General features: G+C 58.3%; 13 protein-coding genes and 2 pseudogenes. 4 read left to right on the forward strand and 11 right to left on the reverse strand.

What is annotated here, in order from left to right:
* The first annotated feature begins 9 nt into the window (after positions 1-9).
* The 4 genes from BM216_RS24980 to dhaL (BM216_RS24995) all read left to right on the forward strand — a co-directional run bounded on the left by BM216_RS24980 (position 10) and on the right by dhaL (BM216_RS24995) (position 4,602).
* A complete protein-coding gene (locus tag BM216_RS24980) occupies positions 10-1,002 on the forward strand; it encodes a dihydroxyacetone kinase subunit DhaK (protein ID WP_093001939.1) in 993 nt (330 codons plus the stop codon).
* Between the two features lie 9 nt (positions 1,003-1,011).
* Complete coding sequence (dhaL, locus tag BM216_RS24985; protein ID WP_093001940.1) at positions 1,012-1,659, forward strand: dihydroxyacetone kinase subunit DhaL; 648 nt, start codon at positions 1,012-1,014, stop codon at positions 1,657-1,659.
* A gap of 231 nt (positions 1,660-1,890) precedes the next feature.
* Positions 1,891-3,915: a bifunctional sugar-binding transcriptional regulator/dihydroxyacetone kinase subunit DhaK gene (locus BM216_RS24990; RefSeq protein ID WP_093002038.1), complete on the forward strand. Its 2,025-nt coding sequence runs from the start codon at positions 1,891-1,893 to the stop codon at positions 3,913-3,915.
* Between the two features lie 42 nt (positions 3,916-3,957).
* A complete protein-coding gene (gene dhaL / locus BM216_RS24995) occupies positions 3,958-4,602 on the forward strand; it encodes a dihydroxyacetone kinase subunit DhaL (RefSeq protein ID WP_093002039.1) in 645 nt (214 codons plus the stop codon).
* Between the two features lie 170 nt (positions 4,603-4,772).
* Here the strand turns inward: dhaL (BM216_RS24995) and BM216_RS25000 are convergent, their stop codons facing one another.
* The 11 genes and pseudogenes from BM216_RS25000 to BM216_RS25045 form a co-directional block, all read right to left on the reverse strand.
* Positions 4,773-5,879 carry a Fic family protein gene (locus tag BM216_RS25000; RefSeq protein ID WP_093001941.1) on the reverse strand — a complete coding sequence of 369 codons (1,107 nt, stop codon included), beginning with the start codon at positions 5,877-5,879 and terminating at the stop codon, positions 4,773-4,775.
* A 401-nt stretch (positions 5,880-6,280) separates the two neighbouring features.
* A pseudogene (locus BM216_RS25005) lies at positions 6,281-7,092 on the reverse strand (HipA domain-containing protein); the annotation flags it as partial.
* Positions 7,085-7,381 (reverse strand): helix-turn-helix domain-containing protein, encoded by a 297-nt coding sequence (locus BM216_RS25010; RefSeq protein WP_093001942.1) that lies wholly within the window; start codon positions 7,379-7,381, stop codon positions 7,085-7,087. The gene BM216_RS25010 and the pseudogene BM216_RS25005, both read right to left, overlap by 8 nt.
* A 602-nt stretch (positions 7,382-7,983) precedes the next feature.
* The gene (locus tag BM216_RS25015; RefSeq protein WP_093001943.1) at positions 7,984-8,262 is read right to left on the reverse strand and encodes an NAD(P)-dependent oxidoreductase; all 279 of its coding nucleotides are present in this window, start codon (positions 8,260-8,262) and stop codon (positions 7,984-7,986) included.
* Positions 8,263-8,398: 136 nt separating this feature from the next.
* Positions 8,399-9,073 carry an amino acid ABC transporter permease gene (locus BM216_RS25020; protein WP_093001944.1) on the reverse strand — a complete coding sequence of 225 codons (675 nt, stop codon included), beginning with the start codon at positions 9,071-9,073 and terminating at the stop codon, positions 8,399-8,401.
* Between the two features lie 90 nt (positions 9,074-9,163).
* Positions 9,164-9,961, reverse strand: coding sequence for an ABC transporter substrate-binding protein (locus BM216_RS25025; RefSeq protein ID WP_093001945.1), 798 nt, complete (start codon positions 9,959-9,961; stop codon positions 9,164-9,166).
* Positions 9,962-10,103: 142 nt separating this feature from the next.
* Positions 10,104-11,567 carry an aspartate aminotransferase family protein gene (locus tag BM216_RS25030; protein WP_348272013.1) on the reverse strand — a complete coding sequence of 488 codons (1,464 nt, stop codon included), beginning with the start codon at positions 11,565-11,567 and terminating at the stop codon, positions 10,104-10,106.
* Positions 11,568-11,634: 67 nt separating this feature from the next.
* Positions 11,635-12,549, reverse strand: a complete 915-nt coding sequence (locus BM216_RS25035; RefSeq protein WP_093001947.1) for a LysR family transcriptional regulator — start codon at positions 12,547-12,549, stop codon at positions 11,635-11,637.
* A gap of 260 nt (positions 12,550-12,809) precedes the next feature.
* Positions 12,810-13,023 (reverse strand): annotated as a pseudogene (locus BM216_RS34715) (ribonucleotide-diphosphate reductase subunit beta); the annotation flags it as partial.
* A 6-nt stretch (positions 13,024-13,029) separates the two neighbouring features.
* Positions 13,030-14,508: an aspartate ammonia-lyase gene (locus BM216_RS25040; protein ID WP_244530314.1), complete on the reverse strand. Its 1,479-nt coding sequence runs from the start codon at positions 14,506-14,508 to the stop codon at positions 13,030-13,032.
* Positions 14,505-15,908, reverse strand: a complete 1,404-nt coding sequence (locus BM216_RS25045; protein WP_093001948.1) for a M20/M25/M40 family metallo-hydrolase — start codon at positions 15,906-15,908, stop codon at positions 14,505-14,507. The genes BM216_RS25040 and BM216_RS25045 overlap by 4 nt, the downstream gene beginning before the upstream one ends.
* Positions 15,909-15,949 lie beyond the last annotated feature (41 nt).

A 15,949-nucleotide genomic window follows, 5' to 3' on the forward strand; every position in this document is an offset into this window, starting at 1 on the left:
GGACATCCCATGCAGCGGTTCGTCAATAATCCTGATCTCGTCGTCGAAGATACGGTCAAAGGGTTTGTCAAAGCCCATTCCGATATCGTCCGGCTTGCAGAAAATCCCCGCGTCGTCGTCGCGAAGAATGCGCCCATCAACGGCAAGGTCGGCATTGTGACAGGTGGCGGTTCGGGCCATGAGCCGGGCTTCATGGGCTATACCGGCAAGAACATGCTGGATGCCGTGGCGGTCGGCGAACTGTTCTCCTCGCCGACGGCCAAGAGCTTTCATGACGCGTTTCGCGAAGCCAATGCGGGCGCAGGCGTCGTATGCCTCTACGGCAACTATGCCGGCGACAATATGAATGTGAAGATGGCGATCAAGCTCGCCGCCAAGGAAGGGATCGAAGTTGCGACCGTTGTCGCCAACGATGACGTCTGCTCCGCACCCTTGTCCGAGCGCGAAAAGCGCCGTGGCGTGGCGGGCGAGATCTTCATGTGGAAGATCGGCAGTGCCAAGGCGACGCAGGGCGGAACACTCGAAGAGGTGCGCGTCGTCGCGCAGAAGGCGATCGACAACTGCCGCTCGATCGGCGTCGGCCTCGGCCCCTGCACCCTGCCGGCGGTGGGACATCCGAACTTCCAGATCGAACCCGGCACGATGGAAGTCGGCATCGGCCATCACGGCGAGCCCGGCGTGCGCGTGGAGCCGCTGAAGACGGCGGAAGAGGTCGCACGCGACATGGTGAAGATCGTCCTCGACGATCACGACCTGCCGAGCGGCACGGAGGTGGCCGTCCTTGTATCCGGTCTCGGCGCGACGCCGCTCAACGAACTTTATATTCTGAACGACACGATCGAGACCGAGATCACGAAACGCGGTCTGAAGGTCTATAGGACCTATGTCGGCAACTACTTCACATCGCTGGAAATGGTCGGGGCAACCCTGACCGTCATGGCGCTCGACGACGAAACCAAGCCGCTTCTCGATCTCGAGACGCGTTGCACCATGCTGCTGTGAGGAGCCGCGATGCAGACTTTCAACAACGCTTCCGCCGGAGATATCGTCTTCTCGCTTGCCGAACGCATCATCGAGAACCGCGCCTATCTGAGTGAAATCGACGGCAAGATCGGCGACGGCGACCACGGCGTCAACATGGCCAAAGGCTTCGGCATGGCGGCCGAACGGCTGAAGGGCAAGGACGTGTCTCTGGCGAAGGCCTTTGATACGCTTGGTACGCTGCTGATGACCGAGATCGGCGGTTCGATGGGACCTCTTTACGGTGTGATGTTCACCGAATTTGCCGAAACCCTCGAGGGCAAGGATGTCATCGATGCGGCCCTCTTTTCGAAGATGCTGCGTGCGGGTCTGTCCGGCATACAGTCGATCGGCTCGGCCAAGGTAGGGGACAAGACGCTGATCGACGCATTCGTTCCGGCAACGGAAGCGTTCGATGAAGCGACAGCCGGTGGCAAGCCTTTCGCTGAGGCTCTTGCCGCCATGACCGACGCTGCCGAAAAGGGGCGCGATTCGACCATCGACCTCGTCGCCAGGATCGGCCGGGCCAGCCGCCTTGGCGAACGCTCGCTTGGTGTTCTCGATGCCGGTGCAACGTCCTGCGCCTTGATTCTCAAACAAATTGCGACAGGCGTGAGCGGCAAGCTGCAGGCGGCCTGACTGAACCGAACTTCTCCCAGGGCAACGCGGCCTGTCCATATGGGCAGGCCGCGGACCGCGTGCTTGAAATATGTAGCCAATGGCGACATCTTTCCGGGACATCCGGAAAGCTTGAATACCTCGGCCCGGAATTGACAGTCGGGAGCTCGTTTCGGATTGGCACCAATGAAAACCCAGCCGCTCGGTAAGGCCAATGCCGGCAAGAGTGATGTCGAGCATGCGCCCGAAGGCATGCCTCTGCGTTACGGCGACGATGCTCTCGTCTGGGCCTGTTGGCTCTATTACGAGGACGGTCTGACACAGGGCGATATAGCGTCTGCCATGGGCGTTTCCCGCGCCACAGTTAACAGCTATCTCGCCGAAGCCCGCGAACGCGGCATCGTCAACATCGCCATAGAGCCCGCAAGGCTTGCATCGCTGACCATCGCGCAGGAATTGAAGCGGCATTTCGGGCTGGTCGACTGTCTCGTCGTTCCCAGTGAGGAAACAGGAAAACCGCTGATCGACCGGATCGGTGCGGCCGGCGCCCAAGCGCTACACAGGCTTATAAAGTCAGGCGATACGGTGGCCGTTTCCTGGGGACGTACGATGCTGTCCATTGGCGAGGCTGCAAGCGTTTCGGGCCTGCAGGACGTGACCGTCATTCAGGCGGCGGGGGGCACGCGTGCGAGCTTCACCTACACGCCGGAGCTTTGCGCGGCGGCCGTCGCCGGAGCCGTCGGCGGCAGGCTTGTCAATATATCCGCGCCCGCGATCGTATCTTCCCGCATGGTGCGAGACGCATTGCTTGAGGAGCCATTGATCGCTGATCAGTTGGCCGTGCTCTCCGGTGCCAACAAGGCGCTGTTTGGCATTTCTTCGCTGCGTCCCAACTCGACGATCCATACGAGTGGTTTCTTTGAGGAAGTGTCGCTGCAGGACTATCTCGCAAAGGGAGCCGTCGGCGCAGTATCCGGTCGGTTCATCGACGGCCAAGGGCGCCCTGTTGCCGGCCCCTTGGACGAACGGATCATCGCCATGTCCCTCGACATGCTGAAGTCCGTAGATTTGCGCATCGCGGCCGCAGGCGGCTTCGACAAGGTGCCGGCGATTCTCGCCGCTTTGCGCGGCGGCTTCGTCAACGTGCTTATCACGGATGCAGCGACCGGACGCGGCATTCTGAACGCAGATGGCGTGACCGTGGTCGACCAGAAGCTGGCGCAACGTCCTCGGTCGGAGAATATGAGGTTCGAAGGAACGCGCTCTCGCAGTCGGGTGAAGAAATTTCTCAACGACCCCGATCATGTGGTCGAGGAGATGCTCGATGGGGTCGTAAGGGCGCACCACAAGTATCTCGCGCCTGTCGGTAAATCCAATCGGGCATTGATTGCGAAGGATGGCCCAAGGCCAGGCAAAGTCGGTCTCGTTATCGGCGGCGGTTCCGGCCATGAGCCCTGCTTTCTCGGCTATGTCGGTAAGGGGCTCGCAGACGCGGCTGCCGTCGGCAATATTTTCTCCTCCCCTCCTCCCATGCCGATTCTGCAATGTGCGAGGGCGGCTTCGGGAGACGCCGGCGTCCTTTTCGTCTACGGAAACTATGCGGGCGACGTGATGAATTTTGAGATGGCTGCCGAGATGGCAGAGGCAGAGGGTATAGCCGTACGCACGGTGTTGACGACCGATGATGTCGCCTCGTCATCGGCAGAAGACCGCGACGGGCGGCGCGGTGTCGCCGGCAACTTCTTCACATTCAAGATCGCCGGTGCAGCCTGTGATCGCGGCCTTTCCCTCGATGCGTGCGAGGCACTGACGCGCAAGGCCAATGCCCGCACCTTTACGCTCGGCGTGGCACTCGAAGCCGGCTCCATGCCGCAGACGCGTCGCCCGAGCTTCGAGATAGGTGAGGACGAAATGGAATTCGGCATGGGCATCCATGGCGAACGTGGCGTCAGCCGCGAAAGGATTGTGAGTGCAGACGCGATCGCCGACAAGATTCTCGACCGCATCTTCCATGAAATGGGTGCTACGTCAGGCAGTCAGGTTGCCGTTTTGGTAAACTCCTTCGGCGCAACTCCGTTGATGGAACTCTATATCCTCTTCAGACGCGTCGAGCAGAGGTTGAACTCAAAGAAAATCGAGATCGAGGCGAACTGGATAGGTCACTACTGCACCTCTTTGGACATGGTCGGCGCCTCGATCTCCATCATGCATCTGGATGATGAACTGACCGAACTTCTCCATCATCGCTGCGATACTGCGGCCTTGAAAATTGGGTAAGGCAGTTTGTCACTTTGAGGGTGCGACAGTGGGAGGGGAATGGTGCAAGACAATGAAGCTCGCTTGCTCAGCCGAATGTTCAACAAGATTTCCGAGGCGATGGCGAAGGAGAAGGATTACCTGACCGAGCTCGATGAGGCGATCGGAGACGCCGATCACGGCATCACGATGTCTCTTGGCTTCAGCGCTGTTGCAAGCGAACTGTCGCGCAGCGATCTCGACAGCATGAGTGCTGCGGAGGTAATGGCCGCCGCCGCGGCTACATTTCTTGATGCTGTGGGCGCGTCCACGGGTCCTCTTTACGCGACCGGCTTCGTCAACGCGGCCGATAAGATGGGTGTGGAACGACCTCTTGATGCGGCCGGTCAGGTGGCAATGCTAAGAGCCATCACCTTCGGTATTCAGCAGCGTGGCAAAGGACTGCGCGGCGACAAGACCATGCTGGATGCATGGATGCCGGCGGCCGACGCAGCAGAGGCGAAAGCGGGTGAGCCCGGCCAGATATGGTCCGCCGCCTGCGAAGCGGGCGAACTGGGCGCGAGAGCAACGCAATCGATGATCGCGCTGCGCGGTCGCGCTGCAAGATTGGGCGAGCGTTCGCTTGGGCATATCGACCCGGGCGCTGCTTCAGCAGTCGTTATCCTCAAGGCGATGCGGGACACTTTCGACGAGAAGGCAGCTGATTAGCCACTCACGCATCAGATTATCCACCAACATGTATGAAATTGGTGGGGTCAAGCGATACGTCAACGGAAAAGAAGCATCGATGATATTGCAGCCCGACCAAGGCCCTTGAAAGGGTTCGAACGGTCGTTCGGCGGGATACCGACTTTGATCACGATCACACTTAGCAGAACTCACTTTTGTAGTCGCAGCGCGTAGCGTGTATGCCGACGTTCACCGGTGCGCGCAAGTGCACCGATTTCTACGAGCTGCTGAAGGTCGCGGGTGGCCGTAGCGCGGGATGCGGCTGTGATCGAGATGTAGTTCTCCGCACTGAGGCCTCCCTTAAAGCCCGCTATGCCCGCCTTTAAAAGGCGCGCGATCACCTTTTCTTGTCGCTCGTTCAAGTGACCACGAACGCGGTCGTAGAACTTGGCTTTTTGAATGAAGAAATCTATGCGCTCAAGTGTCGCCTGTTGGGCAGCAAGGATCGTTTCCGAGAAAAAGATGACCCAGCCGGTGATATCAAGCGTGCGTTGGTGTCGCTCAAGTTCGGAGTAGTAGGTCTTCCGGCTCTTCTCGATCGTGAAAGCGAGTGAAATGAGGCTTGGTTGCCCAATGTTTTGCGCCAGAGATTTCTCGGCGAGCGCGCGCCCAATTCGGCCATTCCCATCCTCAAATGGATGAATACTTTCAAAGTAAAGATGACCTACTGCAGCGCGCGTCAAAGCTTGAAGCGGCGTTGGGCCGGCTGGCCCGGATTGATTGAACCATGTGATGAAGTTCTTCATCTCAGCTTTAACCTGGCGAGATGGGGGAGCCTCAAAATGGATTGTGGGCTTATCCAGTCGACCTGACACGATCTGCATGGCGTCTTCATGCTCGCGGTAATCACCAATCGTCTCAATGTATCGATTTCCGGCCATCAGCATTGAATGCCAATGCGATAATCCCTCATGCTGCAGCGGCGCATGCCAGTTGCGATAGACATCTGCCATCATTTCTGCAATTCCGCGCTCTTGGGGGCGGATCTGCCTATCGTCAGTGTTGAGCCCGAACTGCCGGCGGAGTGAGGATTGAACACTCGCGCGATCCAGAAACTCCCCCTCGATCTCCGAGGTCTTGATCGCTTCGTCGCTCAGCAACTCAATGCGAAGTTGGTTGCTGTCATCGTCATTGAAATGTCGAACGGCACCTATCACTTCGCCGGCGGACTGCAGAAATCTCTGCTCCATTGAAGCCAAGCTTGCGGTGTCATACCTGAAACTCGGCCAATCGGCGTTCTGCCAGTTCCATTGCATGAGTTATAGCTTTCCTCTCTATGCCTCACAATTATCTGCATTTATGAGCTATGGCAAGATTGCCTATGGCTCAGCGGCACAGCCTCGCGTGCTGCATCCGAACAGCGGCGCCCTGCAGGAAGCTGCCGCCACGCCAAACATACTTTGCTGCGTGTGCCCCGATGTGTTGCCAGTTTCGATATCCTCCGCAGGATCAAGCAGCGCTATCGACTTTCGGAAGGATATTTCAAAAATAAGCTGCCGTCGTCATCTTTGCTTAAAATTTGATCGAATAGCGATGGCCCTCTTTCAGGAAAGTTCGGTTAGTTCGCACTCCACGCAGATCATCTTGCGTGAGCTGCATGATGTTCTGGCTTGTCGGCGGGATACCTAAGGTTAGCCAAATGCATCCGCAGATCTTCAGCAATGTCGTGATATGCGGCTCCTTCATACTTCCGGGAAGGATAAACGCCGAAAACCTGGGCGAAGTCCTCGATATGGATCCGCTCACCAGTGGTGCCACGATCGAAGCGTTTGACGAGCAGGACTTTTCCATCGGACAGCGTTTCGAACTCTTTTGGTATGCCCTCAAACGCCGATTGCTCGACGAGTTCCCGTTCCGGCACCTCCATGCCGATCGCTTCCGCCAATACAAGATTGGCATACTCGTTTTCCGAGACGCCAGGGAAAGAGGTCGACGGAAACTCGGCGATATACGAACCCTGCTCGTCGCCCAGTGGCAGGGTCAGCCGCCGCCCTTTCCCGTGTTCTTGATGCCCGAGAGCTTCATCTGCACACCGGCAAGCGAGAATCGGGCTTTCGGCTTGGGAGCGGAAATATTCTCCTGCCGAGCGAATGCTCCGTCACCCGGCACGACGCGGACGGCACCCGGCAGGTCCGCGCCGAGTGCGACAAGGAGATCAAAATCATTCCCGGCCCGAACACTACCGGCGTGGTACTTTTCCATTGCCTCGCGCAATTTGTCCTCTGGGAGAAGATTGGCGAAGAACGATGGTAAGGCTCTGGCAACTGGCTTCGGGTCTTTGCGCAAGCCGCCGCCGACTGCGCGAAAAGACAGGCTGAGTACAGGAAGTCCGCCTGTCGCACGATAGCTATCTTCGAAGCTGAACGCGTTGAAATCGCCGGGCGTCCGTACGATCGTGCCGACCTTCAAGTCGTTCAGCAGCACGTCAAGCGACGAGACTGACCTCGGATTGGGGAAAGCCTCAGTCACCACGTTCACCGTCTGGATTTGCAACGAATGCGGGAAGATCATCGAAATCGTCGTTCGGCCGCAGCGATGCATCGACGGCCGGCACCATCGCCTGCGGGATGAGCATCAGCTCGAGCCCAATAGCACGTGCGATGTTGATCAAGGTCGTCGTGCGCGCGGCGCTGCTTCCGGCTTCGATCTCGCGATAGCGGGGACGCGATATCCCCGCCATATCGGCGACTTGCTCGTGGGTCAATCGCTTGGCCTTGCGCGTTGCCTTCATCAATGCATCTGACTCGGAGCGTGCCATCATCCTTTTCCGTCCGGTCTTCATAGGACTGGTGAAAGAACTAGCAAAATCATCGCGGAGTCAAAATAAAAGATACATCTACGGACCATTTTAAGAAATATGATCCGTTCACAGATCATTCGCGGGGTTTGCATACACGAGGCGAGGCTCCACACCATACATGCTTCGTTAAACACCGCCGCTTATTTCCGCTCGCCCTCGGCCCTGGTGCCGCCTGGTGCCGCCTGGTGCCGCCTGGTGCCGAAGTGAAATGGAATGAGCATGCCCAAACACGATCTTTCATCACGTCTTTTTTAACGAAAAATTTCGGAATTCTGCGAGGTGCGTATTGCACCGATATCTGCAAAGCGGGCGCTGGAGAATGTCCGCCCCTACCTGATCAGCCTGATCATTTACCGAAAAAGGTCTCCGATCATGAACGGCCGCCGCGACTGGGCCGAGATCGGCGAGGCCCGCGGAATCGCAGACCCAATGACGGCTAACCTAAAGAAGCAAATGCGACCAGCACTGGATGCAACTATGCGATGGCTGAAGGTGCCGCCTATCTTAGACGACATGTTGCCGGCAAAGAGTAAGCCTTCCGACCTCGGCAAACTGCTATCTCAAAGAATGCGGATCGGCGCTCCGTCGAGCCAGGCGAGGATGTTTTCTACGGTATCGCTGTAGAACACCCGATAAGAGTTTTCGGTCACAAAGCCAATGTGGGGTGTTGCGACGATGTTCGGCAATGAAACAGCAGGATGTTCTGCGGCCACCGGTTCTCTGTTAAACACATCCAAGGCGGCTCCAGCGATGATGCCGGCTTTCAGAGCCTCAATGAGAGCAACCTCATCGACGAGAGGAACGCGCTCAAGCGCGGTGAAAAACGCATGACGTACTATAGCCGGCCCTTTTTAAGCTGTTGATGGGATGTGAACGAGAGGCGTGCTTAGGCAAATCAAACAACTTATTCCAAATGTTGGTCCCTCTTCGGGCTGCTGAGGTCTCATCATCAAACGCACGCGTTAGATGTTAACCTCACCGACCATCTCGCAGCTTGCCACGCCGCTCGACGTAATTAACCAGACGGACCATTGGCCAGAGAAACGCGAGATAGATCAGAGCCGCGCCGATCAGAGGTGTGGGACTGGCGAAGAACGCCTGGGCATCATTGGCTTCCTTCAGCAGTTCCGGCAGGGCGACCGAGGAGGCGAGCGATGTATCCTTGAACATCGACACGCAATTGCTGGTGGTCGGTGGGATGACCAGCTTGATCGCCTGGGGCAGAACAACCTTCCGCAGCGTCGTGACGAAGGAGAGGCCAAGCGCATGCGCGGCCTCGAACTGTCCCCTGGGTATGCTCTCGATGCCGCTGCGGAAGACCTCCGCCGAATAGGCCGACATGACGAGGGTGAAGGCGAGCGTCGCCGAAACCCATGCCGACAGGCGTAGACCGACGAACGGCAACGCATAGTAGATGAGGATCAGGACAACCAGCAACGGCACCGCACGGAAAATGTCGATGAAGCCGATGGTGAGCCAGCGGACCGGACGGGGAGCGTAGAGCCGCAGGAGACTGATGAACATGCCCATTGGAATGCCGAGGCATATGGCCAGGACCCCGAGCAGCAGGGTGTTGATGACGCCACGAAGGAGCGCAGGAAAGGCATCGACGAAGACGTCGATATTGAAGAAGGTATCGATGAGGGTCATGGGCGTCCGGGGAGAATCGTGAACTCGAGTTCAAGCCGGCGGAACCATCTCCCACCGGCCCGATCGACGTTGGGCTCGTGCTTGCCTGTGTCAGCCCTTCGGCACTTCCGCTTCCAGCACCGTGGATGACTGCTCCGGCGCATCGGTGCCAAACCACTTCTTGTGGATGGCCTGCATGGTGCCGTCCTTCTTCATCGCGGTCAGCGCCTCGTTGATCCTGTCGAGATAGGGAGAGCTCTTGCCCATCATCATGCCGTATTGCTCGCCCGACTTGATACGCTCCACCACGCGCATGCCCTTCATCTTGGTGAAGGCGTATTCCATGTTCGGAACGTCGCTGGTGATTGCATCGACGCGTCCGGCAGAGAGGTCCAGCAACGCGTCCTGCGGACTGTTGTAGCTCTTCACCTCGGCAAAGCCGTACTTGTCCATGTTCTCCACCAACCACTTATGGCTGGTCGAACCGGAGTGCGAGCCGACGACCTTGTCCTTGAGGTCCGCGAGGCTGTTGATGGTGTCGCCGTTCCTCGCCGCAATCCCCATGGCGGAGTCGTAATAGGGCTGGGTGAAGGCCTGCGAGGCGAGGCGTTCCTTGGTGATGGTGATCGACGAGATCGCGACGTCGATACGGCCGGAACTTGTGGCCGGGAAGAGCGGCTGGAAGTCATAGCCTAGGATATCGACCGTCATGCCGATGCGTTTTGCCGCCTCGGTGACGATATCGACCTCGAAGCCTTCAAAAACGCCGCTGACGTTCTTGGCTTCGAATGGAGGATTGTTTGGGTAGGAGCCGACATTGAGCACGCCGTCGGCGTTAGCCATGACGGGCATCGCGAAGATGCCGGCGACAGCCGATACAATGAGAATGCTGCGACGTTTGAAGTTCATTTTGTTTCCCTCTGGTTGGTCCGGCCCGGCTCCTCCCTTCCCACCGGTTCTGTCTTCCGCCAGTCCTCCCAAACGGGCGTCATTGCTTCATTCCAGATGCCCTCGATCCCGCGGACAATCGTGGATCATGGGTAATCGCGCATCAGTTCCTGAGCGCTTCGACAACCCTCCCGATTGCCGTGTCGAGTACATTCAGTCCGAAGTCGATCTCGTCTTCAGTTGATGTGATAGGTGGTGCCAGGCGCAGGACGCCGGATGTGTAGGCACCGGTGATATTGGCCGAGAGGCCGAGATCCAGCGCGATCTGCGTGACCTTTTGGGAAATCGCTGTGCCTGTCTGTCCCGCCTGGGGAAGAAATTCCACGCCGAGCAGCAGCCCACGGCCGCGAACGTCGCCGATGCATTCGTGATGCTGCATCAGGTTCTGCAGACCTTTTTTCAGGCGGGTTCCGAGCATCGCTGCACGCTCGACCAGGCTATCGCGCTCGATGATCTGAAGCACTTTGAGGGCGACGGAAGCCGGCAGTGGATCGTTGACATGGGTCGTCGCAAACATGAAACCGCGTCTATTGGCGATCTCTGCGATCTCATCGGACGTGGAGACCGACGACATCGCCATGCCCGCGCCGAGCGTTTTCGACAACAGGAGAATGTCCGGCACCATCTTGTCACGCTCGAAGGCAAACATCTCGCCTGTGCGCCCGAGGCTCGTCTGGGCCTCGTCGACGATCAGCAGCATGCCGCGACGCTGACAATGAGCCTTCAGGGCAGCAAGGTAACCGACAGGAAGGTCGAGGACGCCGCCTGTGCTCAGGATCGGCTCGGCGACGAAAGCTGCAAGGTTTCCGGTCGATTGGCGATCAAGCAGCTCTAAGCTGTCGTCGAGCTCCTGCTGCCATGTCACACCGGGAAAGCGTGGGCGGAACTGATTGGGTGCGGGGATAGCGAACGCGCCAGGCATCAGTGGCCCATGGCCACGTCTTCCAATCGAATAGGTGGCTGACGCCGCCGCACCGGTCGATCCGTGATAGGATTGGGCGAAGCCCACGACCTCCCATTTGCCGGTTACCACCTTGGCCAGACGGATGGCCGCCTCGACGGATTCGCCGCCGGTCGAAAGGAACATCGAGCGTGGAAGGTCTGGTACGCGTTCAGCCAGTGCTTCGGCCAAATCCACAACTGGCTTCGACAGCATCATGCTGAGGAGGTGGTCGAGCCGACCTGAAGCCTCGTGAACGGTTGCGACGAGCTCCGGATGAGCATGGCCAAGCACGGAACTCATCTGTCCGGAGGTGAAGTCGAGGACACGGCGGCCCGAAGCGTCATATAGCCAAGAACCCTCGGCGCGTTCGGGAATGAAGGGCGTGAAATCGCCACCCAGCCCCATGTAACGCAGCAGGTACTTGTTGGCCTTGATTGCGGTTTGCTCATCAGCATTCATTGACGAAATAAACTCTCTTGTTCGTGTTGTCCCCGACGACAAACGCGTCTTCGAGATCCGATTTCGAGAGAGTATCGGGAGAGCGGCACATGAAAAGCGCAAAGAGTTCGTCCCAATTGACAAGAAAAATTCATCATTGGAGTCTGCTACACAGACGGTACCCACGTGGGTGTCAGGCGGCTGGAGCGCCCTGGTTGTATCGCAGACATAGCCAAGTCAGTCAGTTGCCGGTCTACGCGGCATTCATCAGCCATTCGATGACGGCATCGACAGTCGCGCTCGGTCTTTTCGTCGATGGCGTGAAGATCCAGTAGCTTAGTCCCGGACGGTCTAAATGTGGAAACGGCGCAACAAGTGCTCCGGCCCTTACCTCTCGCTCTACCAGGATGCTGCTCTCCAGCACGATGCCCAGACCATCCGCGGCAGCCTGTATGGCCAGATAGGATGGATCCAGCTGGATCCTGTTGAGCGGGTTCCTGTCGAGTTGAACCCCTTGCACATTCAGCCATTCCTCCCAAGACATATGATTGTGGAACGTGCTGATCAGTGTCTGACCGAGAAGCGCGTGCGGGGTTTCAAGCGAATTCGCCGTCATCAGGCTCGGGGCGCAAAACGGTTGGAAGGTCTCACTAATCATCAAGGAGGCGCGATCCTTCCACATATCGTCGCCATAGACGATCTGGATATCGGCCGGCGCGTCGGCCTGGGGCTCCCAGGGCAATCTCTCGCCCTGGAGATTGGATCCTTGCGCGTTGAGCCGGATATCGAGCCCCGGCTGCAGGGCCAACAGATCCGCCAGCCGCGGAAGTATCCAGGAATGGGCGAAGGACGGGGGGGCTTCGATCCTGACGACATCGAGCGCGCTCCCGTTTTGCCCGCGCGCCCTGATATCGCTCGTTGCGGCACGCAGCCAACGGATACTGTGACGCACCGACCGGGCGTATTCTGCTCCCTCCGGTGTCAAAGTGACGCCCCGCCCGACTCTGTCGAAAAGCCGTACACCTAATATTGCCTCGAGCAGCCGGATCTGGTGGCTGACGGCTGACGGCGTGAGGTTGAGCTCCTCCGCTGCGGCATGAAAACTCTCAGCCCGTGCCGCGGCCTCGAAGACCGAAATCCCACGCAGCGGCAGCACCCGCTCAGTCATGTATCCTCACGGTCACCTGCCAAACCCAACAGAAAGAAGCATGGGCGAAATAAACCGTCGCGACAAGGGTAGATCGTAATCCAAAAACTCTCGAGACGTTGCTGTGGTCGAAAAAAGATATGTGATCCTATGACTGCGAGGCGCAGCACGCTTTGTAGCGTTTCGGCGCTAATCGATCCTATGGTCTTGAAGGTATATGAACCGTCGACCCCGACATTCTCCCAAACCGGTTCCCTACCAAGGCCTCGGCCATCAATGACTTACAAGTCCCAGTACTTATTCTCGATGGCAACTGCCTTGCCGATGACATAGGACAAACCGGAGCCCCGGAAAAAGTCATGGTTCTCGGCTGCTTTCGGAGACAGCCGCGTGTGTTGCCGGATTGGCCTTGCAAGCTTCGGCCGAAAGCCGCGCCTCGTAACCAAATTTCATCAGCGCCTTGTTGGCTTTGTAACGCAGCAGCTTCTTGACGTTGGCATATCATTGCCCGGCCGCCGAGCCTCCCGTCATTGGTGCCATGGCTTTTCTGGAATCGGCAATCAGAGCGTCCGCGCGACCAGCGTCTGCAAAGGCCGACACGTCGGAGAAGAGCCGGATCGCGTCTTGGTCGTTCAGAAGGCCGCAGGAAATCGCCGCCTGCGATATGGAAATGTCGTGGCGTGCCGCATGTTTGGCAACTGCGGAGGCCGCGAGATAACCGTATATTGCTGCAAGGATGGTAGACAGTGCCAGTGAACCATAGGCATCTGCGAGGCCTCGCTCTGCATTGACCTCTACACCGGACACGCAGCCGCTGATGAACAAGGGTATGGCACGGCGCATGAGGCGGATGGATTCGCTTAACGCCTCGAGGATGATGGATTCCCACACATTGAGATCCAATTCACCTTCTGCCGCCCGTGTTACCGTCGCATCGTTTCCGATGACTCGAAACGCGACCTGCATCATCATCTCCGGCATGACAGGATTGACCTTGCCGGGCATTATCGACGAGCCGGGTTGCACAGCAGGAAGCGCCATCTCGCCGAGGCCTGCTCTCGGACCAGAAGACATCAGCCGGAGATCGGACGACAGCTTCGATAGCGTGATGGCGATCGCCTTCAGGCAAGCCGAAACGCCCATCCAGTGATCGGCATTCTGCAAGGCATCGAAGAGGTTTTCCTCTTGGTGATATGCTTTGCCAGTCGAAGCCTGCAGCTCCTCGAAGACGAACGCGCGATAATCGGCGGAAGCGCCGAAACCGGTGCCGACAGCCGTCGCCCCGAGCGGCAGGCCGAGGCATGCCTGTTCCAAAGCTTTGAGGTCACTGGACTGACGCTGAAATGCCGCTCGGTAGCCTGAGAACTGTTGACCAAAGGTGATCGGCAGCGCGTCCTGCAGGCATGTCCGTGCGAGCTTGACGACATCGGCGAACAGACGCTCCTTTTCCAGAAGCGCTTCAACGAGTTGATCCAATGCCTGTCGGAGTGACGCCAGTTCATCACATATCGCCATTTTCATGGCAGACGGAATGACGTCGTTGGTGGACTGCGCCATGTTCACATGCGTATTGGGATGAACCGGATCCGATCCTCTGCGGCCCGTCAATATCTCACTCGCAAGGTTCGCCAGAACCTCGTTGACGTTCATGTTTGCCGCAGTGCCGCCGCCGCCATGATAAATGTCGACCGGATAATCCGCCCGCGATATCCAGCGCAACTGTTCTGTCGCGGCGTTTTCAATGGCCGCTGAAATCGCCTGATCGAGTTCGCCCGCCCGGCGATTGGCTATCGCCGCCGCTTTCTTGATCTGGATGACCGCTGGCACAAAACCTTCGATATCGGCGATGGTCCGCCCCGAGATGGAGAAATTCTCGATCGCTCTGACCGTCTGAATTCCATAGGCGATGTCGTCGGGGATCAGACGCGTACCGAGTGCGTCCTCCTCAAGGCGGGATGTTGTGGCGCGCATGATCGTCATGATGCATTCGCCGCCTGATCCTGGATCGTCTCAAAAATTCGTATCCAGCTACGGGCACCTTTACGAAGGCGCTCCGTGTCATATCGCTCATCCGGGGCATGAATGGCATCGCCCGGAAGAATGAAGCCGATGACCACACACTCAGCACCCAATCGATGGCTGAACTGCTCCACCAGCGGGATGGCGCCTCCGGTCCCGCGCAGCAGGGTCGGTGTCCCCCACTCCTCCTCAAGACCGCGGGCGGACGCGGTCAGGAACTGACTGTCCTGCGACAGGACGACGGCAGAACTGCCGCCCTCTCCCTCGAACGCTACACGACATCCTTTCGGCAGGCGCGTTTCGATGTGATTGCGAAAACTTTGCCGGATAGCTTCCGGCTCCTGTCCTGCGACCAGCCTGAAGGACAGGCGCGCCGAAGCGGCTCCCGGAAGGACCGAACGTTCTCCCGGCCCCTGGTTGCCGCCGGTAATGCCGTTGATATCGACCGTCGGCCTTCCCCACATGGCCTCGAGCGAAGAATATCCTTCTTCCGTCACGCCACCGGTCAGGTCTACGTCGCCCAGCAACCCGCGCTCCTGCGCCAGCTCGAACCATTGTTGACGCACGGGTTCGGACAGCTCCTTTACGCCATCATAGAACCCATCGATTGCTACGCGCCCCTTGTCGTCGTGTAGCCCGGCGAGGATCGTGCTCAGAATACGGATGGGGTTTGCAGCGACAGCACCATAGTGACCCGAATGGAGGTCCGGATTGGGAGCGGAGATCGTCACCTTCTCATGGACGAGCCCCTTCAGTTGCGTGGTGATGGCCGGCTGGGTTGGCGACCACATTTCAGCGTCGCAAATGAAGGCGACATCGCACTTCAGTTCGTCTCGGTAGGTCTCAATGAACTCCGGCAGGCTTGGAGAACCGCACTCCTCCTCCCCTTCCAAAAGCACGATGATGTCGGCCGGAAAATCACCTTGAACGATTTTCCATGCCCGCAGCGCCTCGATGAAAGTCCAAAGCTGGCTCTTGCTATCGGACGCGCCCCGGCCATAGAAGCGATGGACACCATCTTCCTCCACAATGCGCGGCTCGAACGGCTCATGTTTCCACTCCGCCCGATCTCCAACTGGCTGGACGTCGTAATGACCGTAGAACAGCAGGCAGGGACGCGCAGAGCCTGGACTTGCCGCAGACCGCGCCAGAACAACAGGATGTCCTTTTGTGGGAGCGACCTTCGCCGAGAGTCCGATGGTATCCAGCTCCGACTTGAGCCATTCAGCCGCTCTGGCGATATCCGCTCCAGCCGAAGGGTCACTGGAGATTGACGGTATCGCAATCAGCTCAAGCAGCTTATCGACCGCGACATCAAAATTCCGATCGATGTCGCGCAGCACATCTTCTCTATCCGACACGTCTCATTCCTCAATCTGTCTCGGAAGCACAGTTTTGGCCA

This window comes from Rhizobium sp. NFR07 (genome assembly GCF_900111905.1).
In the GTDB taxonomy this organism is placed as follows: domain Bacteria; phylum Pseudomonadota; class Alphaproteobacteria; order Rhizobiales; family Rhizobiaceae; genus Neorhizobium.